This is a genomic window from Methylobacterium sp. NPDC080182 (genome assembly GCF_050281105.1).
In the GTDB taxonomy this organism is placed as follows: Bacteria; Pseudomonadota; Alphaproteobacteria; order Rhizobiales; family Beijerinckiaceae; genus Methylobacterium.
Map to the genome: position 1 here is coordinate 89974 of NZ_JBNNWO010000008.1, position 24125 is coordinate 114098.

The following is a 24125-nucleotide window of genomic DNA, read 5'->3' on the forward strand; positions in this document are numbered from 1 at the left end:
GTGACCATTGCCGGCGCTCGGCACCTGAAAAATTGGCCGCGGCGCGACCATCGCCCGTCGCCTATCGAGACACGTTCGGGAAGGCGATTTAATCCCCGGTCCCGAACCTGTGTTTTTTTGCAGCTTTGATTGACACCCCGGGATTAAATCAGCACCATCTTGCTGGCATACCGTCGACCATCGGACATCAAGGCCGACTCGGCGCCGGATGCTGCTGTACTGCAGAGATTATTTGTCTGCGGGCCAAGAATTTTTCGAAGAATTCCGATCACGTTGTTCTGACAAGCTGCGCCGTGGCAGGGCATAAGCCCGGCTCGAGCGCGAACGCCGACAAGAATACTGCCAAGAGGGAACGGTATGTCCGAGATCGTCAAACCGGTTGGGCGCGGCCGCTGGCTGCAACTCGCCTTCGGCGTCGTCTGCATGTGCATGATTGCCAATATGCAGTACGGCTGGACCTTCTTCGTGAGCCCGATGCAGGAGCGGCACGGCTGGGATCGCGCGGCGATCCAGGTGGCGTTCACGCTGTTCGTCGTCACCGAGACGTGGCTGGTCCCGATCGAGGGCTGGTTCGTGGATAAGTACGGTCCGCGCATCGTCACGCTGTTCGGCGGCCTGCTCTGCGCCGTCGCGTGGGTGATCAATTCCTACGCGGACTCGCTCACCGTGCTTTATATCGCGGCCGCGATCGGCGGCACCGGTGCAGGCGCGGTTTACGGGACCTGCGTGGGCAACTCGCTGAAGTGGTTCCCCGACCGCCGCGGCCTGGCCGCCGGCATCACCGCCATGGGCTTCGGCGCGGGTTCGGCACTCACGGTCGTGCCGATCCAGGCGATGATCAAGTCCCAGGGCTACGAGGCGGCCTTCTTCTACTTCGGGATCGGGCAGGGCGTGCTCGTCATGCTGATCGCCCTGTTCCTGCGCGCGCCGGCCAAGGGCCAGGTTCCGGAAGTCGCCCGGGTCAGCCAGTCGAAGCGGGACTACAAGCCCTCCGAGATGGTCCGCACCCCGATCTTCTGGGTCATGTACGCGATGTTCGTCATGATGGCCGCCGGCGGCCTGATGGCCACCGCGCAGCTCGGCCCGATCGCCAAGGACTTCAAGATCGCCGACGTCCCGGTCTCGCTCCTGGGGATCACGCTGCCGGCGCTGACCTTCGCGGCCACGCTCGACCGGGTTCTCAACGGCGTGACGCGCCCGTTCTTCGGCTGGGTCTCCGACCATATCGGCCGTGAGAACACGATGTTCCTGTCCTTCGCGATCGAGGGCCTGGGCATCTACGCGCTGAGCCAATTCGGCCAGAATCCGATCGCCTTCGTGCTGCTGACCGGTCTCGTGTTCTTCGCGTGGGGCGAGATCTACTCGCTGTTCCCGGCGACCTGCGGCGACACGTTTGGCTCGAAGTACGCGGCGACCAATGCCGGGCTGCTCTACACGGCCAAGGGCACCGCGGCGCTGATCGTTCCCTACACCAGCGTGCTCACGACCATGACCGGGAGCTGGCACACGGTGTTCCTTGCGGCCGCGGCCCTCAACATCCTCGCGGCCCTGCTGGCGCTGTTCGTCCTCAAGCCGATGCGCGCCGCCTACACCAAGAAGCCCGAGGCGGGCCTCGCGCCGGTGCTGGCGCAGTAGCGGGCTCCGATCGTCCGGCGCCGCACAGACGCGAGTGAGCCCGGCGCCGTCTTTACGGCGCCGGGCTTCCTGCATACCGGGAACCGGGCCTTCCGGAGATCGGGCATGGACAGGGACGAGCGGATCGCGCGCGAGGGCGTCGTGGCGGCGGCGCGGGCACTCGACGCACAGGGGCTGAACCGCGGCACGTCGGGCAATGTCTCGGTGCGCTTCCGCGACGGGCTCCTGATCACCCCGTCGGGCGTGCCCACCGAACGGATCGGACCGGACGACGTGGTCCGGATGGGTCTCGACGGCACCCACGCGCCGGATCGGAAGCCGTCATCGGAATGGCGCTTCCACCGAGACATCCTCGCGTCCCGTCCGGAATTCCACGCGGTGGTCCACGCGCATCCGGTCTACTGCACCGCCTTCGCGATGTGCGGAGAGGCCATCCCGGCGGTCCACTACATGATCGCGGCTTTCGGCGGCCCGACGGTACGCTGCGCGCCCTACGCGCCCTACGGCACCGCGGAACTCTCGGACCTCGCCCTCGCGGCGCTCGTCGACCGCAACGTCTGCCTCCTCGCCAATCACGGGATGATCGCGGCCGGGGCGAGCCTGGAGAAGGCCCTGTGGCTCTCCGTCGAGCTGGAGACGCTCTGCCAGCAATACGCCGTCGCGCGGCAGATCGGGACGCCGATCATCCTGTCCGACGACGAGATCGGCACGACGGTCGAGCGCTTCCGCGGCTACGGTCTGAATGCGGCGCGGCCGACCGCGCCGGAGACGACCTGAGGCGCGGCTGACCTAGCGCCCGAGAAACTGACCGACCGCCAGCCCGGCCTCCTGGGCGTACTCGGCGGCCGCGACCTTCTTGCCGCCCTCCGCCTTGACCTTGCGGATCTCGAGCCGCCCGCCCTGCGCGCAGACGCTGAAGCCCTCGTCGTCGACGGCGATCACCTCGCCGGGCTTGCCGACGACGTCGGCGAGCTTGCGGATCCGATGCAGGCCGCAGTCGAAGATCTGGAGCTTCTTGCCGTCGTGCGTGGTCCAGGCACCGGGTGCCGGGTTCGCCGCGCGGATCAGGTTGTAGATCTGCTCGGCGTGGGCCGACCAGTGGATCTCCGCCTCGGCGCCGCGGAACCAACCCTCGTAGCTCGCGGCGTCCTCGTCCTGATCGATCTCGACATGCTGGCCGGCCACGACGAGGTCGGCCGCCTCGAGCATGGCCTCGACGCCCATCGGGAACAGGTTGTCGAAGTAGACGTCGCCCAGGGTCGCGTCGGCGCCGATCGGGCAGGATTTCTGCAGGATCACCGGCCCCTCGTCGAGGCCGTCGGTGGGCCGGAAGATCGTCAGGCCGGTCTGCAACTCGCCCCGGGCGATCGGCCAGTTGATCGAGGAGGGGCCCCGGTAACGCGGCAGCAGGCTCGGATGATACTGGATGGTGCCGTGCTTCGGGATGTTGACGAAGCTCTGCGGCGCGAACTGGAGCACATAGGCCATGATGCCGATATCGGCGTTCAGGCCGCGCATCGCGTCCTCGGCCTCGGGGCTCTTCAGGCTGGGGAACTGGTAGACCGTCAGCCCCTTCTCGACGGCCGCCGTCTTGAGGACATCCGGCTTGGCGCCGGGCTTCTCGGGCGCGCAGAACACCGCCGCAACCTCATCGCCTCGTTTGAGGAACGCCTCCAGGACCGCTTTTCCGAAATCCTGTTGACCGATGAAGGCGATGCGCATGCAGGCTCCTGGGTGTCATCCGGACCCTGAGCAGGGCCGGGGAGAAACAAACCGAACGCGGGCTCGGCGGCGCGACCGTGCCCCGGCTGTCGAACGGCGTCACCCGGAATCCGGGGCCGCGCTTCACGCACGCCCCCGGATTGTAACATCGGCGATCCGGGATCTCGCCCCCGGATCGCCGGAGACCGATCACTCCGCCGCGATCTTCTGCACCGCGCCGATCGCGCCAGATTCGGCGATCTCACCGACCTCGGCCTCGGAGTAGCCGAGCACGGAGCGCAGGATCTCGTCGGTGTGCTCGCCGAGGAGCGGCGAGCGGGTGACCTCGCTCGGGCTCGCCGACAGCTTGATGGGGTTGCCGACCGTCAGGTACTTGCCGCGGGTCGGGTGATCGACCTCCACGATGGTGCCGGTCTTCCGCAGGGACTCGTCCTCGGCGATCTCCTTCATCGACAGGATCGGGCCGCACGGGATGTCGTACTTGTTCAGGGTGTCCATCACCTCGAACTTCGAGACCTTCATCGTCCACGCCTCGATCCGCGTGAAGATCTCGTTGAGATGCGGCAGGCGGGCCTTCGGGGTCGCGTAGTTCGGATCGGTCTTCCAATCCGGCTCACCGATGATGTCGCAGATCGGCTCCCAGACGGCGGCCTGGGTGATGACGTAGATGTAGGAGTTCGGGTCCTGCTCCCAGCCCTTGCAGCGCAGGATCCGGCCCGGCTGGCCGCCACCGGAATCGTTGCCCGCACGCGGGGTCGCCTCGCCGAACGGGATGCCCTCGCCGAACTGGCTGTACTCCCTGAGAGGCCCGTGCGCGAGACGCTGCTGGTCGCGCAGCTTCACCCGGCAGAGGTTGAGCACGCCGTCCTGCATGGCGCAGTCGACCTTCTGGCCGAGGCCGCTCTGGGTCCGGTGGTAGAGCGCCGTGACGATGCCGAGGGCGAGGTGCAGGCCGGTGCCGGAATCGCCGATCTGCGCGCCCGTCACCATCGGGATTCCGTCGCGGAAGCCCGTCGTCGACGCGGAGCCGCCGGCGCACTGCGCGACGTTCTCGTAGACCTTGCAATCCTCGTAGCGGCCCGGACCGAAGCCCTTCACTGAGGCCAGGATCATCCGCGGGTTGACCTCGTGGATCTTCTCCCAGGTCAGGCCCATGCGGGCGAGGGCGCCGGGCGCGAAATTCTCGACCAGGACGTCGCATTCCTTGATCAGCCGCCAGAGAACCTCCTTGCCCTTCGGGTTCTTCGAGTCGAGCGTGATCGACCGCTTGTTGTGGTTCAGCATCGTGAAATAGAGGCTGTCCACGTCCGGGATGTCCTGAAGCTGCTGACGCGTGGCGTCCCCCGCGCCCGGCCGCTCGACCTTGATGACGTCGGCGCCGAACCAAGCCAGGAGCTGCGTACAGGTCGGGCCGGATTGAACGTGGGTGAAGTCCAGGATGCGGACGCCTTCGAGGGCCTTGGTCATGATCGGTCTCGGAGCTGGAGTCGATTTGGGGATGTCGGAGGGCGGCTCAGGCCGCGCGGGATATCGGTTCGATGCCTGCACGGGCCCGTGTCGCGCGTGCCGCGACTGAGGAGCAGAGGCCTTCCATCCTCGAACGGATCATGTCTGTTCTCCCTCCCACAGCGCGGTCCCGTCGTATCGCGACACCGTCACGCGGACCCGGGGTGACGAGTCCGCCAATTTGTATACCACATGCCATTTGCCGGATGCGAGTGCCTATTGTGGACACCTCCGGCACCAGCCGATGGCCGACCGTAAGCCGGTGCGGGCTCGCGCTCAACACGCTGCACAGCGTGCAGGGGGTCCGGGGCGACCCCTTGGCATTCGCCGACAGGCGGTCCATGATTTCGCCAAAATTGCCCCAGCCGCGGGATGAAAAACGCGTCGCGGCCGTGGGTGAAACGATGTAACGCTGCACGAGGAACGCCCATGCTCGCCAGCACCAGCCTGATCAAGTCGTCCTGGATCGCCGTCGACGTCGCCCACGACCGCGCCGAGCGCGTGTTGGTGGTCGAGACCTACATCGCCGTCAGCCCGCTCGAACCGAATTACGACGCCGCGCAGTACGAGCGGGTGCTCGCTTGCGTTCAGAAGGTGCTCAAGACGCACCCGGAGATCGACCGCGCGTCGATCCTGAGCATGCATCGCGGCTCCGGCTGTACGGCTCTGTTCCGCGACACGCCCGCGAAGCAGCCCGCGGCGGCCTGAGGCGTTCAGGCCTCGCCGCCCTCGGTCGGTCGGGACAGGTCCGGCGGCTCGAGGGCGACGCGGGCCGCGTGGAACCACCAGAGCGGGATGTCGCGATTGGCCTTCGCCAGTTCCGACGCCCATCCCTCCTTGGGCATGACGTCGGCCCGGTCGGCGAACAGGCGCAGCGCCGCCTCCGCGCGCTCCCGTCGGCAACGCTCCTCGATCGCCCGCCGCTCGGCCTCGGCGCGGGCGTCGGTCTGCTCGATGAGGCGCCGGGTCGCGAGATCGTCGGCGTCGAAGGCGAATTGCTGCCAGAACGCCTCGGCTTCCCGCGCGACATCCCGCTCGCGGCGCAGCGTCGCGAGCGCTTCCTCCGCGGTGTGCCGCGCCGTCTCGGCGGCCTCGGCGCGGGCGACGAGGCGGTTGTTCGCCTCAAGCAGCTCCCGCTCGCGCTCGGGCGACATCCGTTGCCGGCGCAGCACCCGCAGCTCCTCCTCGTCGGCATGGCGGGCGGCCATCAGGTCCGCGAGCGGACCGGCCGCCAGGGCGTCGGCGGATCGGCGATAGCGCTCGCGCAGGCCCGGGTGGCGGGCCTCAAGGTCCGTGTCGGTCCAGGCGGCGCGATCCTCCCCGTCCGTCCGCTCGCAATCGTACAGAGCCTGCGCCAGGGCTTCGCGCAGGTCGTCCGGAAATCGTGCCGCGGCGTGTCCGTTCATGAACCTGCATTCGCGTTGAGCGATCGACAGAACCTAGAACGCGCGCGACCGCCGGGAGAGACCGTCGCTGTGTGACGAACGCGTTTTTTTTCGACGCGGCTCGGCCGCGCGGCGGCGGCGATACGCGCCTGTCCACCGAGGCATTCCGGCCGGGATGCCAGCGTCGCCGTCATCCAGCCTCTGGCGCGCATCCTGTCTGCCGGTCTCGTCTGACGGGAGTCGCGGTGCATCATCGCTGACCCTGCTTGCCTGAGCCTGTGTGGCGCGCACCGGGATGCCGATCGCGATGGCCGATCCGCTCTGGTCCCGGCGCCGGTCTCGGAGCTCGCCGACGCGGCTCGATGTTCGCGAGCTTCATGCGTCTCGGAATCGCGATAGCGCCGACGGATCACCCGGGATACATCGCGAGGAGGCTCCTTCACGCGTCGATCGCAGTCGATGGTCCATACTGGCTACAATCCGGCGCTGGTCGCCCTGTCGATCGGCCTCGCGGTCTTCGCGTCCTACACCGCGCTGGACCTGGGCGCGCGGATCCGCGGGCCCGTCGCGGGACCGCGCTGGCCGTGGATCGCCGGCGCCGCCCTCGCCATGGGCGGGGGCATCTGGTCGATGCACTTCATCGGCATGCTGGCCTTCGAGATGGGCCTGCCGGCCGCCTACGATACCGGGCTCACGCTCCTGTCCCTCGCGATCGCCGTCGCGGCGACCGGCGCCGCCTTCCTGTGGGTGGCGCGCGTCGGCGAGGGGACCGGCAGCCTTCTCGTCGCCGGCCCGCTGATGGGCCTGGGCGTTGCCGGCATGCACTACACCGGCATGGCGGCGCTGCGGATCCCCGGCGACCTCGCCTATAGCCCGGCGATCATCGCGCTCTCGGTGGCGATCGCCGTGACCGCGGCGACCGCCGCCCTGTGGCTCTCCTTCCGGCAACACGGCGTCTGGCAGAAGCTCGTCGCGGCCTGCGTGATGGGCCTCGCGGTGGCGGGCATGCACTACACCGGCATGGCGGCGGCGACGATCACCGCCGAGGCGGGCGGCGCCCACACCGCCCACGCGGTGACCGGCGCCCCGGCTCAGCAGAACCTCGCCCTCTACGTCGCCGGTGCCACGTTCCTCATCCTGTTCCTGGCGATGCTCGCCTCGTCGCTGGACCAGCAGCGCGTGCAGCGCGAGCTCCAGGCGAGCGAGGCGCGGTTCCGGGCCGCCGTGCAGGCCGTGCGCGGCGTGCTCTGGACCAACGATGCGACGGGCCGGATGCTCGGCGAGCAGCCGGGCTGGAGCGCGATCACCGGTCAGACGCGGGCGGAGTATCAGGGTTACGGCTGGGCCGACGCGGTCCATCCCGACGACATGGAGGCCTCCGTCGAGACGTGGAACGCGACCGTCCGGGCGCGGCGCACCTACGTCCACGAGCACCGGGTCCGGGTCCGCGACGGGACGTGGCGACACTTCGCGATCCGCGCCATCCCGGTCCTCGACGCGCGGGGCGAGATCCGCGAGTGGGTCGGCGTCCACACGGACATCACCGAGCAGCGTCAGGCCGAAGCCGATCTGCGCGAGTCCAACGAGGAGATCCAGCGCTACGCCTACATCGTCAGCCACGACCTGCGCGCGCCGTTGGTCAACGTGATGGGATTCACGAGCGAGCTGGAGGCGACCCGGAGCGAGGTCGCCGCGGCCCTCCGGGATCACCCGGCTGCAGAGCGGCTCGACGCCGATTTCGGCGAGGCGCTCGGCTTCATCAAGGCGGCGGTGAACCGGATGGAGGGTCTGATCGCCGCCATCCTGAAGCTCTCGCGAGAGGGCCGGCGACAATTCTCGCCCGAGGCCCTCGACATGACGAGCGTGCTCCGCGGCGTGGCCGACGCCCAGCGGCATCAGGCGGAGGCGGTCGGGGCCACGGTGACGATCGCCCGCGACCTGCCCGAGATCGTCGCCGACCGGCTCGCGATCGAGCAGGTCTTCGGCAACCTGCTGGACAACGCCGTGAAATACCTCGACCCGAGCCGGCCCGGACGGATCACCGTCACGGCCAAGGCCGTGGGCGAACGCGGCGTCTGCTTCTCCGTCGCCGACAACGGCCGGGGGATCGCCGCGCGGGACCATGCCCGCGTCTTCGAACTCTTCCGCCGATCGGGCGCCCAGGACCGCCCGGGCGAGGGGATCGGTCTCGCCCACGTGAAGGCGCTGGTGCGCTCGTTCGGGGGCCGGATCGAGATCCGTTCAGAACTCGGTGTGGGCACGACGTTCGACGTGACCTTGCCGCACGGGACGGCTACAGCGGTCCGGATCGACCCCGAACCGGCGCCCATCGCCGCCTAATGAGCGTGGAGCGGCCCGTGCACCCCGTCAGCATCGTGATGATCGAGGATGACGAGGGCCATGCGCGCCTGATCGAGCGCAACATCCGACGCGCCGGCGTCAACAACGACATCGTGCCGTTCCGCAATGGCACTTCGGCGCTGGACTATCTGCTCGGGCCGGACGGCTCCGGCGAGGCGAGCGCCCGAAGGCACCTGCTGATCCTGCTCGACCTCAACCTGCCGGACATGACCGGCCTCGACATCCTCGAGAAGGTGAAGGCGAACCCGCACACGCGTCGGTCCCCGGTGGTGGTCCTGACCACGACGGACGACAGCCGCGAGATCCAGCGCTGCTACGACCTCGGGGCCAACGTCTACATCACTAAGCCGGTGAGCTACGACGGCTTCGCGAACGCGATCCGCCAGCTCGGGCTGTTCTTCTCGGTCATGCAGGTTCCGCAGAACTTATGACCGCTCGGCGTGCCAGCGGGGACGGCACCGCCGCGGCGGCACGCATCCTCTACATCGACGACGATCCCGGCCTCGGCCGCCTGGTCCGGCGCGCCCTCGAGGCGCGCGGCTACGCGGTCGAGCTCTGTCCCGACGGCGCGGCGGGGCTGGCGCGGCTCGCCCAAGGCGGGATCGACGCCGTCGCCCTCGACCACCACATGCCGGGACAGACGGGCCTCGACCTGCTGCCCGAGATCCGGGCGCTGCCCGAGGCGCCGCCGGTCATCTACGTGACCGGCTCCGAGGACAGCCGCGTCGCCGTGGCGGCCCTGAAGGCCGGAGCGGTGGACTACGTCTGGAAGGACGTCCAGGGTCAGTTCCGCGAGCTGCTCGGCGAGGCCGTCGCCACCGCCCTCCGGCAGGAGAGCCTGCGGCGCGACAAGGAGCGGGCCGAGGCCGAGATGCGCGAGGCGCGCGACCGCGCCGAGCTGCTGCTGCGCGAGGTCAACCACCGCGTGGCCAACTCCCTGGCCCTCGTCGCCGCCCTGGCGCACATGCAGCGCAACGCCGTCACGGACCCGGCCGCCAAGGCGGCGCTCGACGAGATGCAGGCCCGGATCTCGGCGATCGCCGGCATCCACCGCCGCCTCTACACGTCCGACGACGTCGAATCCGTCGAGCTCGACGCCTACCTGCAGAGCCTGGTCGAGGAGTTGCAGGCCGCCATGCGGGCGAGCGGGCGCGACCACGCGATCCGCCTTCGTGCCGCGCCGGTGCGGCTCTCGACCGACAAGGCCGTGTCGGTCGGCGTTGTCGTGACCGAACTCGTGACCAACGCCTACAAATACGCCTACCCGGTCGGCACGTCGGGCGAGATCCGCGTCGCGGTCGAGCGGGACGCCGCCGACACCGTGCTGCTCGCCGTCGAGGATGACGGTATCGGCTGGACCGGGGAGGGCGAGGTCCGCGGCACCGGTCTCGGGTCGCGCATCGTGCGCGCCATGGCGTCGAACCTGCGCTCGGCCCTGTCGTATGCCCCCCGAAGCGCCGGGACGCGCGCCGTCCTCGCGTTCCAGGCCTGAGCGTCCGGATCTAGCCGCCGGCTCGCCCGGCGATGCGGTCGAGGGCCTCGAGCATCGGCGCCAGGGCGTCCTCGTCGAGTTGCTGGAAGCCCAGCGCCCGGCTCATGAACAGACCGAGGATGGCGAAGTACAGGACGGAGCCCTCGCCCGGGGGAGCGCCCTCGATCCGTCCGAGCTGGTCTAGCTGATCCGCGACGAACGCCTGAAAGTCTTTCTGCGCCTCCGGTGACTCCATCGATGCCAGGAGGAGTGCGCGCGCCGCTTCGTTGTCGTCGCAGTAGTGCCCGCGGATATGCGCCACCATCGCCCTGGGAAGCTGCGACGGGCCGGCCGGTATCTCCCGCGCGCAGGCGTCGATCTCCGCACGCACGTCCGCGAGCTTGCGGGCGACCAGCGCGCCCACCAGGGCGTCCTTCGACGCGTAATGGTGCAGGACGCCGCCTTTGCTCAGCCCGGCCTCGGCTGCGACCGCGTCGATGGTCAGCCCGCGGACGCCTCCCTTCAGGAGAACGGCCGCGGCCGCCTCCAGGATGATCTCGGGGCGCGCCGCCAGTCGCTGTCGCTTCGCCTGCATCACGGACCTGCACTAAAAACCGTCTGGACGGTATGTAACGGATGGCGTAGGAACGCGCCACGCAATTCGCACGAGTCGCGCCGACACGGTCGATCGCATGAACCGCATCGCCTTCCTTCCATCGGCATCCGCGCTGCTGATGTTAACCGCGCTCGGGTCGATCGGGTGCGCCCAGGCCGCGCCCGAGACGGCGCTCGACTCCGCCGTGGCGCGCGTGCGGGTCGTGCAGGCGCGCCGCACACCGATGGCGCTCGACGTGGTGGTGACCGGCGACGTCCAGGCCCAGGCGCAGGTCAACGTCTCGTTCCGGACGAACGGGAAGGTCGCCGAGCGGCGCGTCGAGGTCGGCGACCACGTCACGGCCAATCAGGTCCTCGCCGTCCTCGAACCCCTGACGCAGCAGGCGAATCTCGACAACGCCAAGGCCGCCCTGGCTTCGGCCGAGGCGCTGCTGACGCAGGCGAAGATGTCGTACGAGCGCCAGAAGCAGCTCCTGGCCGGCGGCTTCACGACCCGCTCGACCTACGACAACGCCGAGCAGGAGCTGCGCACCACGCAGGCGGCGGTCGACTCGGCCAAGGCGGCGCTGGGAACCGCGCAGGAGCAGTTCTCCTATACCGAGCTGCGCGCGGGCGTGTCCGGCGTGGTGACGAGCCGCAGCTTCGAGGTCGGCCAAGTGGTCCAGTCGGGCCAGACCGTGCTGGTCGTCGCGCAGGACGGGCCCCGCGACGCGGTCTTCAACGTCTACGAATCGCTGCTGGCCCAGCCGCCGGCCGGCGACACCGTCGCGGTGGCGCTGCAGTCGGACCCGTCCGTCACCGCGGTCGGGACCGTGCGGGAGATCTCTCCCACCGTGGATGCCGCCAGCGGCACGGTGCGGGTCAAGATCGGCCTTAAGTCGACGCCCGCCGCCATGGGGCTCGGCGCCGTCGTGATCGGCCGCGGGCGCTTCGCGCCGCACGAATCGGTGATCCTGCCCTGGTCGGCGCTCTACCGCTACGACGGGAAGCCCTCGGTGTGGGTCTACGATCCGGACCGGAAGACCGTCTCGGTCCGCGCGGTGGAGATCGATCGCTTCGGCCCCGATATCATCGCGCTGAAGCGCGGCGTCGAGCCGGGCGAGCGCGTGGTCGTCGCCGGCATCCAGTTCCTGCGTCCCGGCCAGACGGTCGCGGCCGCCGAGATCGGAGACCGCCCATGACGGCGCGCGCGTATCTCGTCCTGGGACTTTTCGCGACGGCACTGGCCGGGTGCAACGGTCACGGCGAGGAGGGGGGCGAGGCCGCGGCGGCCCCGGTCCGTCCGGTGCTGACGCAGGTTGTCGTACCGAGCGACACCGTCACGTTCGGGCCGTTCGCCGGCACGATCGAGCCGCGCTACCAGGCGCAGCTCGGCTTCCAGATCCCCGGGCGCATGGTCGCGCGGGACGTGACGATCGGCGACCTCGTCACCCGCGGACAGCGCCTCGCGGCCCTCGACACCATCGTGACCCGTTTCGACCTGACCCGCGCCGAGGCCGACCTGGCCGACGCGAAGGCGCAGGCCGAGAACGCCGAGGCCGCGGAGTCGCGGACCCGGCGCCTGATGACCGGCAACGCCGTCTCCCAGGCGACGCTCGACCAGGCTGTCGCCAAGCGCGAGACCGCCCGGGCCCGGGTGGATCAGGCGATGGCGAGCCTCCAGAAGGCCCGCGACCAGATGGGCTACACCGAGCTGAAGGCCGAGTTCGACGGTGTCGTGACCCAGCGCCTCGCCGAGGTCGGCCAAGTGCTCAGCGCCGGCCAGGGCGTCGTGACCGTGGCGCGGCCCGACGTCCGCGAGGCGGTGGTCGACATTCCCGAGGCCCATGTCGGGGCTCTGCCGTCGGACGGCGTGTTCACCGTCGCGCTCCAGAGCGCGCCGGAGCTGACGGCGCGCGGGCGCGTCCGCGAGATCGCGCCCCTCGCCGAGTCGGGGACGCGGTCCAAGCGCATCCGGATCACCCTGGACGATCCCGGCCCGGCCTTCCGGCTCGGCGCGACCATCAACGTGTCGCTCATGCGCAAGGTCGCGCCCACCGTCCTTCTGCCCGCCTCGGCGCTGCTCGAGGACGGTGACCGCCGCTCGGTCTGGGTCGTCTCGCCCGACGGGAAGTCGGTAGCGCGCCGCGACGTCACCGTGGCGGCGCGGGACAACGCCGAGGACGGCCGCGTCGCGGTCGTCGCCGGCCTGAAGGCCGGCGAGCGCGTCGTGGTCGCGGGCGTCCACGTCATCAAGGAAGGCCAGGCCGTGCGCCTGACCGACGGCGCCGTCTGATCCGGCCGCACGGGGTTTTCGCGTGAAGGACTTCAACCTTTCCGACTGGGCGCTCGGGCACCGCTCGTTCGTCTGGTTCCTCATGCTGGTCTCGCTGATCGCGGGCCTGATGGCTTACACCCGCCTCGGCCGTGAGGAGGATCCGCCCTTCACCATCAAGACCATGGTGGTGCAGACCACGTGGCCGGGCGCGACCATCAAGGACACCCTCGATCAGGTCACCGACCGGGTCGAGAAGGAGCTCCAGCAGCTCAACGGCCTCGACTTCGTCCGCAGCTACACGACGCCCGGATCGTCGACAGTCTTCGTCCAGTTCCGCGACACGCTGAAGAAGAACGAGATCCAGCCGGCCTTCTACCAGGTCCGCAAGCGGCTCGGGGACATCAAGGGTCAGTTCCCGGAGGGCGTGCAGGGTCCGTTCTTCAACGACGAGTTCGGCGACGTCTACGGCAATATCTACGCGTTCACGGCCGACGGCCTGACGCACCGGCAGCTGCGCGACTACGTCGAGGGCATCCGCACCGAGGTCCTGCGGGTGCCCAACATCGGCAAGACCCAGCTGATCGGCACGCAGGACGAGACGATCTACCTCGATTTTTCCACCCGCAAGCTCGCCGGCTACGGCATCGATTTCCAGGCCCTGATCAAGGCCCTGCAGGCGCAGAACGCGGTCTCGGCCTCCGGCGTGGTGCAGGCCGGGCCGGAGCGCATCTCGCTGCGGGTCAGCGGCTCCTTCGCCTCCGAGGCCTCGCTCCAGGACTTCAACCTGCGGGTCAATGACCGCTTCTTCCGCCTCGCCGACATCGCCGAGATCAGCCGCGGCTACGAGGATCCGCCCGCACCGCTGTTCCGGGTGGACGGCAAGCCCGCGATCGGCCTCGCCATCGCGATGCGTCCGGGCGCCAACCTGCTGCATTTCGGAGAGGCGCTGAAGGAGCGCATGCGCGCCATCGAGGCCACCCTGCCGCTCGGTGTCGGCGTCCATCTCGTGTCGGACCAGCCCAAGCAGGTCGAGCACGCGGTCGGCGGCTTCACCCAGGCGCTGGTCGAGGCCGTCATCATCGTGCTGGGGGTGAGCTTCGTGAGCCTCGGCGTCCGGGCCGGCCTCGTCGTCTCCGTGTCGATCCCGCTCGTGCTGGCGATCGTCTTCGTCGTCATGCAGATCATGGACGTCACCCTCCAGCGCATCTCCCTCGGCGCGCTGATCATCGCGCTCGGCCTCCTCGTCGACGACGCCATGATCACCGTCGAGATGATGGTGGCCCGCCTGGAGCGGGGCGACACGCTGCGGAAGGCCGCCACCTTCGCCTACACGTCGACGGCGTTCCCGATGCTGACCGGGACGCTCGTGACGGTGGCGGGCTTCCTGCCGATCGGCTTCAACGGCTCCGGCGCCGGCGAGTACACCTACTCGCTGTTCGTGGTGATCGCGGCCTCACTGCTGGTCTCCTGGGTCGTGGCGGTCCTGTTCGCGCCGCTCGTCGGCGTCACGCTCCTGCCGAAGACCATGAAGCACCACACGGAGAAGGAGGGGATCTTCACGCGCCTGTTCGTCTGGGCGCTGCGTCTCGCCATGCGCTGGCACTGGACGACGGTGGTGGTCTGCCTCGGGCTGATGGCGGCGGCCATCGTCGGGATGGGTCACGTGCAGCAGCAGTTCTTCCCGTCCTCGGACCGGTCCGAGGTGCTTGTCGACCTGACCCTTCCGCAGAACGCCACCATCGCCGAGACCCGGGCGCAGATGGACCGGTTCGAGGCGAACCTGAAGGACGATCCGGACGTGACGAGCTGGTCGTCCTACGTCGGCGAGGGCGCGGTGCGCTTCTACCTCCCGCTCGATCAGCAGCTCGCCAACGCCTTCTTTGGCCAGATCGTCATCGTCACGAAGTCGCTGGAGGTGCGCGACCGCGTGATGGCGCGCCTGCAGACGATCGGCCTGCGCGACTTCGTCGGCACCGACGTGCTGGTGCAGCCCCTGAGCCTCGGGCCGCCCGTGGGTCGGCCGGTGCAGTACCGCCTCAGCGGCCCGAACATGGAGACGGTGCGCCGCCTGTCGCTCGACCTCGCCAACGTGGTGGCGGCCGACAAGCGCCTCGACGTGCCGACCTTCGACTGGAACGAGCCCGGCAAGGTGCTGCGCGTCGAGATCCTCCAGGACAAGGCGCGCCAGCTCGGCGTGACCAGCCAGGACGTCGCCGGCATCCTGAACGGGATCGAGGGCGGGCAGGCGATCACGCAGGTCCGGGACTCGATCTACCTCGTCAACGTCGTCGGCCGCGCCCGCGCCGCCGAGCGGTCGTCGCTGGACACCCTGCAGTCGCTGCAGGTCGGTCTCGCGAATGGCACGGTGGTGCCGGTGCTCGCCTTCGCGCGGATCGGCTACGATCTCGAGCAGCCGATCGTCTGGCGCCGCGACCGCCTCCCGACCGTGACGGTGCGCGCCACGATCCACGACGCGACCCAGCCGGCCACCATCGTGGCCGCCCTGCAGCCCGGTCTCGACGCCTTCATCAAGGCGCTCCCGGAGGGCTACACGGTCCAGACCGGCGGCGCCGTCGAGGAATCCGCCAAGGGCCAGGGCCCGATCGCGGCCGTGGTCCCGGTCATGCTGCTGGCCATGGCGTTCCTGCTGATGATGCAGCTCCAGAGCTTCGGCCGGATGCTCCTCGTCTTCACCGTGGCACCGCTCGGCCTGATCGGCGTGGTGCCGGCGCTGCTCCTGTTCGACAAGCCGATGGGCTTCGTCGCCATCCTGGGCATCCTGGCGCTCATCGGGATCATCATCCGCAACGCGGTGATCCTGGTGAGCCAGATCGAGGAGTTCCGGGCCGAGGGGATGGCGCCCTGGCAGGCGGTCTTCGAGGCGACCCACCACCGCATGCGGCCGATCCTCCTGACCGCCGCCGCGGCGAGCCTGGGCCTGATCCCCATCGCCCGGGAGGTGTTCTGGGGGCCGATGGCCTTCGCGATGATCGGCGGGATCCTGGCGGCGACCTTCCTGACGCTCCTGTTCCTGCCCGCGCTCTACGTCGGCTGCTACCGTATCCGCCCGGAGACGGGCGGCGCGCCGGCGGCCCACGCCGGCTGATCGGCCGGCTCACGCGATCGCGGCGCCCGCGGGCGCTGCGAGAAACGGTCGGCCCGCCCCTCCGCCCCCTCAGGGCGGGCCGACCGTGACGATATTTCACGCGAGCGGGGCCACACCGCCGGAAACCCGACGGTGTTCCGGCGCGTAGGGTGCGACGGAAACGAGGACCGTCCCGCCCATGAACGCCTTCATCGCCGTCGTCCTGGTCTGCGCCAACGGGATCGCCCAGGATTCCTGCACGGACGCCCAGGCGCTCGAGGTCCGCAAGGTCCGGGTCGCCAACGAACTCGGCTGCGCCACCGGCTGGCAGGAGATCATCGCCCGCACCGAGCTGCGCGAGGAGATCGGTAAGACCGCCTACCTGAAGACGGAGTGCCGCCGGGTGAAGGAGCCGCGGTGACGCACGCGGCGGCCGCTACTTCTCGTACTTGATGTAGGCGAAGCGCGGATCGGTCGGGGTGCCTTCGAGCCCCTGTCCCTCCAGGCCCGGCTGCCAGGAGACGACCTCCTCGATCTTCCGGGCGAGGGCGAAATCCTTGTCGGTGATGCCCTTGGCCGCGTGGTTCATCAGCCGGACCTCGACCCAGGCGTAGGAGGCCGTGATGTCCGGATGGTGCCACGCCGCCTCGGCGAGGTGGCCGACCGTGTTGATCACCATCAGGGTGCTCTTCCAGCCGGACGTCTTGTAGGTGCGCCGGATCCACCCGTCCTCCAGCCGCCAGGCGGGCAGCTCGGCCTTCAGCCGCGCCTCCACGGTCGCGTCGTCCAGTGCGCCCTCGCGTCGCTCGCTCATGATCCATCTCCGATGAAACCGTCGCTGCCGAGGGTGCCGCCGCGGCCGGTTGCGCGCAAGCGTGTTTGCCGCGGTGGACGGAAACCAGTGTGAGCCCTATGACCTTTTGGCAATGGCGTCCGGCTCGATCGGCACTCCAGTCTGCCGCCGCTGAAGACTGCGCAATACGATGGGAGAAGGCGTGATGCTGTCACGGCGCGCGATGCTCGCCGGGGGCCTGCTCGGTGGCCTCGGCCTGCGGGCGGCGCGCGCCGACGTGCCGACGATCCGCCTCGGCAGCCTGCCCTTCGGCACGTCCACCTGGGAGGCGGCGGTGATCAAGGCCCGCGGCCTCGACACGGCCAACGGCTTCGAGCTCGACGCGGTCAAGCTCGCCGGCAACGACGCGGCCCGGATCAGCTTCATCGGCGGGCAGGTCGACACGATCATCGGCGACCTGCTCTGGGCCGCGCGCCTCGGCAACGACGGCCAGGCGGTCCGCTTCATACCGTACTCGACCTCCGAGGGTGGCGTGATGGTACCGGGCGGCAGCCCGGTGAAGAGCCTCAAGGATCTCGCGGGCAAGCGCCTCGGGGTGGCGGGCGGCCCCCTGGACAAGAACTGGCTCCTCCTCCGGGCACAGGCCAAGGACGCGGCCGGTATCGACCTCGAGCAGGCCGCCGAGATCGCCTACGGCGCCCCGCCGCTGATCACGCTGAAGCTGGAGCAGGGCGCCCTCGACGCGGCGCTGACCTACTGGACCTACTGCGCCCGCCTCAAGGCCAAGGGCTATCGGCAGCTGGTCGGGGCCGAGGACATCATGCACGCCCTCGGGGTCCCGGGCGACGTGGCGCTGATCGGCTACCTGTTCCAGGACGCCACCGTGAAGGAGAAGCCCGCGGCCGTGGCGGCCTTCGCCCGGGCCTCGCGCGCCGCCAAGGACATGCTCGCCTCCGACCCGAGCACGTGGGAGATCGTGCGCCCGCTGATGGCGGCGGAGGACGAGGCGACCTTCGAGGCCCTGAAGCACGATTTCCTGGCCGGCATTCCGCGCCGCTCCATCGCGGAGGAGCGCGCCGACGCCGAGAAGCTCTACGCGGTGATGGCGCGGCTCGGCGGCGCCCGCCTCGTCGGAAAGGGCAACGCGCTCCCGCCGGACCTCTACTACACCGGCCGCAATGGTTGAGGCGGCCGCCCGGCGGGCGCGCGTGTCGACCGTCAAGACTATCAGGATCATCGGGACCGCATGGGCGCGCTGACCCGTATCGCGTCCCTGGCCGTGCTCCTCGCCGCCTGGCAGTTCGCCGCGATGGAGGCGGGCTCCCGCCTGCTGCCGGTGCCCCTCGCGGTGCTGCGCTTCATCGTTCAGGAGGCGGAGCGCGGCGACCTCGCGCACAACGTGGGCATGACGCTGCTCCGCGTGGCGATCTCCTTCACGGTGGCGATGGTCCTCGGCGTCCTCCTCGGCGTCGCGCTCGGACGGTCCAAGGCCGCCGACCTCACCCTCGACACGCCGCTGCTCGTCCTCCTGAACACGCCCGCCCTGGTGATCACGGTCCTGGCCTATGTCTGGGTCGGCCTCACCGAGACCGCCGCGATCCTGGCGGTGGTGCTCAACAAGCTGCCGAACGTCGCGGTGATCGTGCGCGAGGGCGCGCGGAATCTCGATCCCGGGCTCGACGAGATGGCCCGCGCCTACCGGCTCGACCGGCGCAGCTGGGCCCGCGACATCCTGATCCCGCAGCTCCAGCCCTACATGGTCACGGCGGCGCGGTCGGGCCTCTCGCTCGCCTGGAAGATCGTGCTGGTCGTGGAGCTGCTCGGGCGCCCGGACGGGGTCGGCTTCGCGATCAACTATTACTTCGTCCAGAGCACCGACGTGGCGGCCATCATCGGCTACAGCCTCGTCTTCATGGCCGTGATGATCGGCATCGACGTCCTCCTCCTCCAGCGGCTCGAAGCCTATGTCCGTCGCTGGCGCTGAGCCCGTCCTCCAGGTCGCGATCGCGTCGAAATGGTACCGGCCAGCCCGGGCCGAGGCGGTCGAGGCCGTCCGGAACCTGACCTTCGGCGTCGGCGCCGGGGAGATCGTCTGCCTGATCGGGCCGTCGGGCGCCGGCAAGACCACCACCCTGCGGATCCTGCTCGGCCTCGACACCGCCTTCGAGGGCCGCGTCTCCGGCGCGGACCGGGCGGGCATCGTGTTCCAGGAGCCGCGGCTCCTGCCCTGGCGCAGCGTCGAGCACAACGTCCGCCTCGGCCTGCCCCGGGCACGGCGCGGGCGCGATCTCGACGATCTGTTCGCGCGGCTCGGCCTGACGGCGTGGCGGACGCGCTACCCGAAGGCCCTGTCGCTGGGCATGCAGCGGCGCGTGGCGCTGGCGCGCGCCCTGGCCGACGGCCCGCGCGTCCTCGTCCTCGACGAACCGTTCGTGTCCCTCGACGACGCCGCCGCCGCGGAGCTGCGCGGCCTCGTGGTGGACACGGTGGACCGGGCCGGCATGAGCGTGCTGATGGTGACGCACAACGTCGCCGAGGCGATCGGGATCGCAGACCGGCTGCTCCTCGTGTCGCGGCGCCCGGCCAGTCTCATCGCCGACGTCCGCCTCGACCGGCCGCGCCGGGAACGCGACCGCGCCTGGGCCGAGGCGACGCGGGCGAACCTCGCCGCGCAGCATCCGGAGATCATCGCGCAGTGACGCGTGTCGCGCCGGCCGTTCGGCCGATGCCATCGGTCCAGGTCGGCCACTGCGTTCAGCGCACCTCCCGAACGGATCGTTGAACCGCCCTCCATCTCAAACTCGGACGATCCCCGGCCAGGCAGGCCATCCCCCCGCGGGACCCGATTGGCGTAGGGGCACCCGAGGGAGGTGCGGATCAGTATCGGCGGGTCGTTCGCGCGGGCGGTCCTCGGCGGTCTCGCGCACGCGGCGCGGGCGGTGCTGGAACGCGGCACCTTCAGCGACGCGGCGGAGGCCGTGTCGGGCAGCGGGGCGAAAGCCTACAGGGCTGAAGAGCCGCGGCAGGCGCGACCGCTCGGGATCGCTGCCGCACGGCGGGCGATCCTGCGGCGAGCATGCACCGATCGACCCGGATACGCGAGTTGCGGCGAAGGACCGGGCGGCACGGTTTGTCATCGCGTCGCGATACGGACGAGAACGCCGCCGCTATACCGGTGCCCTCGTCGAACCGGCCCACCCGAGGTCGGCCCCGCGCCGCGATGAACGCCGGACCGGCCGGCCGCGGAGCCTTGTCGAATCCAGAGCGTCCCGATGTCCCGCACGTCCCCCTCGGCCATCGACCGCGCGCCCGTCGCCGACCGGTCGGGCACCGGCAATGTGGTCAGGCTGGCCGTCGCGCAGGCCCTCGCCGGCGCGAACTCGACCGTCGTGTTCGCGACGGGCGCGGTCGTCGGCAACATGCTCGCGCCCAGCAAGGTCATGGCCACATTGCCGATCTCGATCTTCGTGGTTGGGATGGCCGCCTGCGCCCTTCCGACCGGCAGCATCGCCAAGCGCCACGGGCGCCGCACCGCCTTCATGGTCGGCACCGGGTGCGGCGTGCTCGTCGGCCTGCTCTCGGCCTGGGCGATCGTCGCGGCCAGTTTCTGGCTGTTCTGCGCGGCGATGTTCCTCGGGGGCGCCTACGCGGCCGTGGTCTTCTCGTTCCGCTTCGCCGCCGCGGACTGCGTTCCGGCCGAGCGCCGCCCACGGGCGCTGTCGGCCGTCATGGCCGGCGGCGTCTTCGGCGGGGTGATCGGGCCGCAGCTCGTCACCCACACCATGAACCTGTGGCCACCCTACCTGTTCGCCGCCACCTTCCTGGCCCAGGCCGCCGTCGCCGCCGCGGCCGCCCTGATCCTGGCGGGCGTTCGCCTGCCGCGGCCGGCCGCCGGGTCCGTCTCGGGCGGACGACCGCTGGCCGTCATCCTCGCGCAGCCGCGCTTCGTGATCGCGGTGATCTGCGGGGCCGTGTCCTACCTCCTGATGAACTTCGTCATGACGGCCGCCCCGCTGGCCATGCGCCTGTGCGGCCACGCGCAGGAGGATGCCAATCTGGGCCTGCAGTGGCACGTCATCGCCATGTACGGCCCGAGCTTCTTCACCGGGCGGCTGATCACGCGCTTCGGCGCGTCCCGCGTGGTGGCGACCGGCCTCACCTTGACGGGTGCGGCCGCGCTCGTCGGACTCGCGGGCGCGGACGTCGGGCATTTCTGGCTGTCCCTCATCCTCCTCGGCGTCGGCTGGAATTTCGGCTTCGTCGGCGCCTCCGCGATGGTGCTGGACTGTCATCGCCCGGAGGAGCGGACGCGGGTGCAGTCGATCAACGACTTCATCGTGTTCGGAATGGTGGCGGTCGGTTCGTTCTCGTCGGGGGGCCTGCTGACGAGCTACGGCTGGGACACGGTTCTCTGGGTGTCCTTCGCGCCCTTGGCGCTGGCCGCGACGGCGCTCGCGCTCACGACAGGGCGCGGCGCGAAGGCGTGGTAGCCTGGATCGCCCCTCGCGGTCGCAGAGCCTGTCGATGACCCTCGATCAGTTGCGCATCTTCGTGGCGGTCGCCGAGCGTCAGCACGTCACCCGCGCGGCCGAGGCCTTGAACATCGTGCAGTCCGCGGTCAGCGCCGCGGTGTCCGGGCTGGAAGAGCGCCACGCGGTGAAGCTGTTCCACCGGGTCGGCCGCGGGATCGAGCTGACCGATGCCGGTCGCGTGTTCCTCGAAGAGGCCCGCGCGGTCCTCGCCCGCGCCGAGGCGGCCGAGCGGGTCTTGGCCGACCTGAGCGGCCTGCGGCGGGGAAGCCTGCGCGTTCACGCGAGCCAGACCATCGCCAGCCACTGGCTGCCCAGCCATCTCGTCGCGTTCCGGGCCGCCCATCCGGACATCACGATCCGGCTCGCCGTGGGCAACACCGCGGAGGTGGCGCGGGCGGTCGCCGATGGTTCGGCCGAACTCGGCTTCGTCGAGGGCGAGGTCGAGGATCCGGTCCTGGCGAGCGCGGCGGTCGCGCAGGATCGGCTCGTGCTCGTCGTGCCGGCCGGCCACCCCTTCTCGGCCCGGGAGACCCTGACGGCCGCCGATCTCGCGGGCCACCCGTGGGTGCTGCGCGAGGCGGGTTCCGGAACGCGCTCCGCCTTCGAGGCGGCGCTCGCGGCGGCGGGGCTGGCGCTCGCGGATGTGGCGGTGTCGCTCGAGCTGCCCTCCAACGAGGCCGTGCTCGCCGCGATCGAGGCCGGGGCCGGTGCGAGCGTCCTGTCGGAGGCGGTCGTGGCGAGCAAGCTGGCCGCCGGCGCGCTCGTCGCGCCGCCGTTCCCGTTGCCGGCACGGACCTTCCGGATGCTGCGCCACAGGGAGCGGTACAGGAGCCGCGCCGCGGACGCCCTGCTCGGCCTGATCCGAGACGGGGCGCCGTGAGCGGCGTAGTCAGGGCCGCGGCTTCAGCGCGGCGAGATAGTCGATGATGGCCTGCCGGTCGGCGGGATCCACGGTCGCCTTGTAGCTGTGGATCATCTTGTCGACGATCCCGCTCCACTGCGCCTTCGACAGGGCGGGCTGCGTGAGGATCATCCCGGCCGAGTGACAGGCGAGGCAGGTGTTGCTGATCGCCTCGGCGCCCGGTCCCGCCGGGAAGACCTGATCGGACGTGGGCCATTCGACCTGCTGCGACGTGAAGCGCATCGGCTCCGGCGCGGCGGCCGCGGAGACGGGGATCAGGGCGAGCGCGGCCAGGCAGCGCGCTGTTGGCGTCAGGGACATGAAACTCCTCCTCAGGCGACCTGGAGCGTCACGGTCTCGACGCCGTTCTGCATGAAGCCCGCGCCGTTCCAGACGGGGTCCATCGGCTGCGCGAGTCCGTTCGTGTTGGTGCAGCGGACCTTGACGGCGCGGGTGCCGGTCGCGAGGGCCGGCAAGTCGACGTCGAAGCGGCGGAAACTGTAGGCGCCCGCGTCGGTCCCGAGCCGCGTCGGCGCCCAAGACGCGCCGCCGTCGGTGGAGATCTCCACGGACCTGACCCCGCAATCGCCCCCGAAGGCGATGCCGCGCACGGCCACCGGCGCGCCGGCCGCGACCCGGGCGCCGTCCTGCAGGTTCGTCACGAAGGCGCGCGGCACCATGCGGTCGATCGGCACCGTCTTGAAGCCGGTCTGGCCGGGCCGGACGTTGGCTCCCGGCACGTCCGGGATGCGGTAGGCCGTCTCCATCCAGTACTGATCGTCGGGCCTGTCCAGAACCTCGATGTCCGACAGCATCTTGACCCAGTAGGTCGAGTACCGGCCCGGAACGACGAGGCGCAGCGGGAAGCCGTTCAGCAGCGGCAACTGCGCGCCATTCATCGCGTAGGCGATCATCACCTCGCCGTCGCGGGCATGGTCCAGGGCCAGGGATTTCCGGAAGTGCGGCGCGTCGCTCACGACCGGCTCGTCGAGGCCGGCGAAGCGCACCTGCACGGCGCCGGCCCTCACGCCCGCGCGGTCGAGCACGTCCTTCAGGCGTACGCCGGTCCAGAGTGCGTTCCCCATCGCGCCGTTGGCCCACTGCGCGCCGGGGACCCGCGGCACGAACAGGCCCCGCGAATTGCCCGAGCACTGGTTGACCGCCGCAATCTCGAATCGCGGCATGCCGGCGAGTGCGTCGAGGGACAGCGACAGGGCCGTCTCGACGTGGCCGCGCACTGTCAGTCGGAAGGACGGCACGTCGATCGCGGTCGGGATCTCGGCCCAGTGCCACCGCACGTAGAAGCGGTCGTTGGGGGTGAACACGCCCTCGTCGAACACCGCGAAGGGTGTCTCCAGCAGCGGCGGCCGGGTGCGCTGCAGGATCATCGCGCCCTTCCCGGGGAAGGCGGTCGTGACCGCGCGCTGCTCGGGACCGCCGGGCAGGGGGAGTCTGACCGTGCCGGCGGCCCAGGCCGGGGCGGCCGCAGCGAGGCCTCCGAGGCCGAGGCCGGCCAGCACGGCACGGCGGGGAAGGGCGGATTGGCTCACGGCAATGTCTCCTCAACGGCTTGGGGTAACTCGATGACCGTTGCTCTGCGGTTTGCAGATCGCGGTTCCGCGGTCTGATCTCTCTCCTGACGCTCCTCGAACTGGACCCGGGCATCACGCGATGCCGAGAAGGCGGATCAGGTGGAGGCTGACGGCGGTGAGCGCGGCGAGCGAGGGTGCAGGTCCAGGACCCGGCCGACGATCGCGACCTCGACCGCCTCGGGCCGACGGCTCTGGGGTTGACCGCGACGCGGGAGCCAAGCCTGGCTACCGAACCGCGGATGCGGCACGCGATCGATAGAGGGTTGGTCC

At 70.2% G+C, this 24125-nt stretch carries 22 protein-coding genes and 1 pseudogene; 16 read left to right on the top strand and 7 right to left on the bottom strand.

Going from position 1 to position 24125, the window contains the following annotated elements; all coding sequences use genetic code 11:
• The first annotated feature begins 357 nt into the window (after positions 1 to 357).
• Entirely contained in the window at positions 358 to 1635 is a 1278-nt protein-coding gene (oxlT, locus tag ACQKQD_RS15365) for an oxalate/formate MFS antiporter (protein WP_427508780.1), read from the top strand.
• A 105-nt stretch (positions 1636 to 1740) separates the two neighbouring features.
• Positions 1741 to 2412 (top strand): class II aldolase/adducin family protein, encoded by a 672-nt coding sequence (locus tag ACQKQD_RS15370; protein WP_427508781.1) that lies wholly within the window; start codon positions 1741 to 1743, stop codon positions 2410 to 2412.
• 12 nt (positions 2413 to 2424) lie between these two features.
• Here ACQKQD_RS15370 and ACQKQD_RS15375 read toward each other — a convergent pair whose 3' ends face one another.
• Together ACQKQD_RS15375 and frc are read right to left on the bottom strand one after the other, a co-directional pair.
• Complete coding sequence (locus ACQKQD_RS15375) at positions 2425 to 3357, bottom strand: methionyl-tRNA formyltransferase (protein WP_427508782.1); 933 nt, start codon at positions 3355 to 3357, stop codon at positions 2425 to 2427.
• A gap of 189 nt (positions 3358 to 3546) precedes the next feature.
• Positions 3547 to 4824 (bottom strand): formyl-CoA transferase, encoded by a 1278-nt coding sequence (frc, locus tag ACQKQD_RS15380; RefSeq protein ID WP_020092016.1) that lies wholly within the window; start codon positions 4822 to 4824, stop codon positions 3547 to 3549.
• A gap of 468 nt (positions 4825 to 5292) precedes the next feature.
• Between frc and ACQKQD_RS15385 the strand changes: the two genes are divergently transcribed.
• Complete coding sequence (locus ACQKQD_RS15385) at positions 5293 to 5571, top strand: hypothetical protein (RefSeq protein ID WP_012319741.1); 279 nt, start codon at positions 5293 to 5295, stop codon at positions 5569 to 5571.
• A 5-nt stretch (positions 5572 to 5576) separates the two neighbouring features.
• On the opposite strand, the gene ACQKQD_RS15390 is transcribed toward ACQKQD_RS15385, so the two are convergent.
• Positions 5577 to 6269, bottom strand: a complete 693-nt coding sequence (locus ACQKQD_RS15390) for a hypothetical protein (protein WP_020092017.1) — start codon at positions 6267 to 6269, stop codon at positions 5577 to 5579.
• Positions 6270 to 6707: 438 nt separating this feature from the next.
• Here ACQKQD_RS15390 and ACQKQD_RS15395 point away from each other — a divergent pair, with 438 nt between their 5' ends.
• The 3 genes from ACQKQD_RS15395 to ACQKQD_RS15405 are packed head-to-tail and all read left to right on the top strand — an operon-like array spanning position 6708 to position 10101.
• Positions 6708 to 8588 (top strand): MHYT domain-containing protein, encoded by a 1881-nt coding sequence (locus ACQKQD_RS15395; RefSeq protein WP_427508783.1) that lies wholly within the window; start codon positions 6708 to 6710, stop codon positions 8586 to 8588.
• Positions 8588 to 9040 (top strand): response regulator, encoded by a 453-nt coding sequence (locus ACQKQD_RS15400; RefSeq protein WP_427508784.1) that lies wholly within the window; start codon positions 8588 to 8590, stop codon positions 9038 to 9040. The genes ACQKQD_RS15395 and ACQKQD_RS15400 overlap by 1 nt, the downstream gene beginning before the upstream one ends.
• Positions 9037 to 10101, top strand: coding sequence for a sensor histidine kinase (locus tag ACQKQD_RS15405; protein WP_020092020.1), 1065 nt, complete (start codon positions 9037 to 9039; stop codon positions 10099 to 10101). Before ACQKQD_RS15400 ends, ACQKQD_RS15405 begins: the two co-directional genes overlap by 4 nt.
• A gap of 10 nt (positions 10102 to 10111) precedes the next feature.
• On the opposite strand, the gene ACQKQD_RS15410 is transcribed toward ACQKQD_RS15405, so the two are convergent.
• The gene (locus ACQKQD_RS15410; RefSeq protein ID WP_020092021.1) at positions 10112 to 10675 is read right to left on the bottom strand and encodes a TetR/AcrR family transcriptional regulator; all 564 of its coding nucleotides are present in this window, start codon (positions 10673 to 10675) and stop codon (positions 10112 to 10114) included.
• Between the two features lie 97 nt (positions 10676 to 10772).
• Between ACQKQD_RS15410 and ACQKQD_RS15415 the strand changes: the two genes are divergently transcribed.
• From ACQKQD_RS15415 to ACQKQD_RS15430, 4 genes are all read left to right on the top strand, one after another.
• Positions 10773 to 11876, top strand: coding sequence for an efflux RND transporter periplasmic adaptor subunit (locus ACQKQD_RS15415; RefSeq protein ID WP_427508785.1), 1104 nt, complete (start codon positions 10773 to 10775; stop codon positions 11874 to 11876).
• Complete coding sequence (locus ACQKQD_RS15420; protein ID WP_427508786.1) at positions 11873 to 12970, top strand: efflux RND transporter periplasmic adaptor subunit; 1098 nt, start codon at positions 11873 to 11875, stop codon at positions 12968 to 12970. The genes ACQKQD_RS15415 and ACQKQD_RS15420 overlap by 4 nt, the downstream gene beginning before the upstream one ends.
• A 22-nt stretch (positions 12971 to 12992) precedes the next feature.
• Positions 12993 to 16058: an efflux RND transporter permease subunit gene (locus ACQKQD_RS15425; RefSeq protein ID WP_020092024.1), complete on the top strand. Its 3066-nt coding sequence runs from the start codon at positions 12993 to 12995 to the stop codon at positions 16056 to 16058.
• 178 nt (positions 16059 to 16236) lie between these two features.
• On the top strand, positions 16237 to 16458 hold the full coding sequence (locus tag ACQKQD_RS15430; RefSeq protein WP_012319732.1) for a hypothetical protein: 222 nt from the start codon (positions 16237 to 16239) through the stop codon (positions 16456 to 16458).
• A 15-nt stretch (positions 16459 to 16473) separates the two neighbouring features.
• On the opposite strand, the gene ACQKQD_RS15435 is transcribed toward ACQKQD_RS15430, so the two are convergent.
• Positions 16474 to 16851 (bottom strand): 4a-hydroxytetrahydrobiopterin dehydratase, encoded by a 378-nt coding sequence (locus ACQKQD_RS15435; RefSeq protein WP_020092026.1) that lies wholly within the window; start codon positions 16849 to 16851, stop codon positions 16474 to 16476.
• Between the two features lie 184 nt (positions 16852 to 17035).
• On the opposite strand from ACQKQD_RS15435, the gene ACQKQD_RS15440 reads away from it, so the two are divergent.
• The 6 genes and pseudogenes from ACQKQD_RS15440 to ACQKQD_RS15465 all read left to right on the top strand — a co-directional run bounded on the left by ACQKQD_RS15440 (position 17036) and on the right by ACQKQD_RS15465 (position 22242).
• The gene (locus ACQKQD_RS15440) at positions 17036 to 18016 is read left to right on the top strand and encodes an ABC transporter substrate-binding protein (RefSeq protein WP_100251230.1); all 981 of its coding nucleotides are present in this window, start codon (positions 17036 to 17038) and stop codon (positions 18014 to 18016) included.
• Between the two features lie 60 nt (positions 18017 to 18076).
• Positions 18077 to 18814, top strand: coding sequence for an ABC transporter permease (locus ACQKQD_RS15445; protein WP_427508787.1), 738 nt, complete (start codon positions 18077 to 18079; stop codon positions 18812 to 18814).
• Entirely contained in the window at positions 18795 to 19529 is a 735-nt protein-coding gene (locus ACQKQD_RS15450) for an ABC transporter ATP-binding protein (RefSeq protein WP_103984763.1), read from the top strand. Before ACQKQD_RS15445 ends, ACQKQD_RS15450 begins: the two co-directional genes overlap by 20 nt.
• A 174-nt stretch (positions 19530 to 19703) precedes the next feature.
• Positions 19704 to 19800: pseudogene (locus ACQKQD_RS15455) on the top strand (isocitrate lyase/phosphoenolpyruvate mutase family protein); the annotation flags it as partial.
• Between the two features lie 302 nt (positions 19801 to 20102).
• Positions 20103 to 21320 (top strand): MFS transporter, encoded by a 1218-nt coding sequence (locus ACQKQD_RS15460; RefSeq protein WP_427508788.1) that lies wholly within the window; start codon positions 20103 to 20105, stop codon positions 21318 to 21320.
• A gap of 34 nt (positions 21321 to 21354) precedes the next feature.
• Complete coding sequence (locus tag ACQKQD_RS15465; protein ID WP_427508789.1) at positions 21355 to 22242, top strand: LysR substrate-binding domain-containing protein; 888 nt, start codon at positions 21355 to 21357, stop codon at positions 22240 to 22242.
• A 9-nt stretch (positions 22243 to 22251) separates the two neighbouring features.
• Here ACQKQD_RS15465 and ACQKQD_RS15470 read toward each other — a convergent pair whose 3' ends face one another.
• Entirely contained in the window at positions 22252 to 22584 is a 333-nt protein-coding gene (locus tag ACQKQD_RS15470) for a c-type cytochrome (protein ID WP_427508790.1), read from the bottom strand.
• An 11-nt stretch (positions 22585 to 22595) separates the two neighbouring features.
• A complete protein-coding gene (locus ACQKQD_RS15475; RefSeq protein ID WP_427508791.1) occupies positions 22596 to 23813 on the bottom strand; it encodes a molybdopterin-dependent oxidoreductase in 1218 nt (405 codons plus the stop codon).
• Between the last annotated feature and the right edge of the window lie 312 nt (positions 23814 to 24125).

What these genes read in the sequence shown, in the direction of transcription:
- ACQKQD_RS15470 (WP_427508790.1), bottom strand. Translation starts at nt 22,584, where the DNA reads ATGTCCCTGACGCCAACAGCGCGCTGCCTGGCCGCGCTCGCCCTGATC.
- ACQKQD_RS15420 (WP_427508786.1), top strand. Translation starts at nt 11,873, where the DNA reads ATGACGGCGCGCGCGTATCTCGTCCTGGGACTTTTCGCGACGGCACTG.
- ACQKQD_RS15415 (WP_427508785.1), top strand. Translation starts at nt 10,773, where the DNA reads ATGAACCGCATCGCCTTCCTTCCATCGGCATCCGCGCTGCTGATGTTA.
- ACQKQD_RS15460 (WP_427508788.1), top strand. Translation starts at nt 20,103, where the DNA reads ATGTCCCGCACGTCCCCCTCGGCCATCGACCGCGCGCCCGTCGCCGAC.
- oxlT (WP_427508780.1), top strand. Translation starts at nt 358, where the DNA reads ATGTCCGAGATCGTCAAACCGGTTGGGCGCGGCCGCTGGCTGCAACTC.
- ACQKQD_RS15445 (WP_427508787.1), top strand. Translation starts at nt 18,077, where the DNA reads ATGGGCGCGCTGACCCGTATCGCGTCCCTGGCCGTGCTCCTCGCCGCC.
- ACQKQD_RS15440 (WP_100251230.1), top strand. Translation starts at nt 17,036, where the DNA reads ATGCTGTCACGGCGCGCGATGCTCGCCGGGGGCCTGCTCGGTGGCCTC.
- ACQKQD_RS15435 (WP_020092026.1), bottom strand. Translation starts at nt 16,851, where the DNA reads ATGAGCGAGCGACGCGAGGGCGCACTGGACGACGCGACCGTGGAGGCG.
- ACQKQD_RS15405 (WP_020092020.1), top strand. Translation starts at nt 9,037, where the DNA reads ATGACCGCTCGGCGTGCCAGCGGGGACGGCACCGCCGCGGCGGCACGC.
- ACQKQD_RS15430 (WP_012319732.1), top strand. Translation starts at nt 16,237, where the DNA reads ATGAACGCCTTCATCGCCGTCGTCCTGGTCTGCGCCAACGGGATCGCC.
- ACQKQD_RS15410 (WP_020092021.1), bottom strand. Translation starts at nt 10,675, where the DNA reads ATGCAGGCGAAGCGACAGCGACTGGCGGCGCGCCCCGAGATCATCCTG.
- ACQKQD_RS15375 (WP_427508782.1), bottom strand. Translation starts at nt 3,357, where the DNA reads ATGCGCATCGCCTTCATCGGTCAACAGGATTTCGGAAAAGCGGTCCTG.
- ACQKQD_RS15370 (WP_427508781.1), top strand. Translation starts at nt 1,741, where the DNA reads ATGGACAGGGACGAGCGGATCGCGCGCGAGGGCGTCGTGGCGGCGGCG.
- ACQKQD_RS15465 (WP_427508789.1), top strand. Translation starts at nt 21,355, where the DNA reads ATGACCCTCGATCAGTTGCGCATCTTCGTGGCGGTCGCCGAGCGTCAG.
- ACQKQD_RS15450 (WP_103984763.1), top strand. Translation starts at nt 18,795, where the DNA reads ATGTCCGTCGCTGGCGCTGAGCCCGTCCTCCAGGTCGCGATCGCGTCG.
- frc (WP_020092016.1), bottom strand. Translation starts at nt 4,824, where the DNA reads ATGACCAAGGCCCTCGAAGGCGTCCGCATCCTGGACTTCACCCACGTT.
- ACQKQD_RS15400 (WP_427508784.1), top strand. Translation starts at nt 8,588, where the DNA reads ATGAGCGTGGAGCGGCCCGTGCACCCCGTCAGCATCGTGATGATCGAG.
- ACQKQD_RS15395 (WP_427508783.1), top strand. Translation starts at nt 6,708, where the DNA reads ATGGTCCATACTGGCTACAATCCGGCGCTGGTCGCCCTGTCGATCGGC.
- ACQKQD_RS15390 (WP_020092017.1), bottom strand. Translation starts at nt 6,269, where the DNA reads ATGAACGGACACGCCGCGGCACGATTTCCGGACGACCTGCGCGAAGCC.
- ACQKQD_RS15385 (WP_012319741.1), top strand. Translation starts at nt 5,293, where the DNA reads ATGCTCGCCAGCACCAGCCTGATCAAGTCGTCCTGGATCGCCGTCGAC.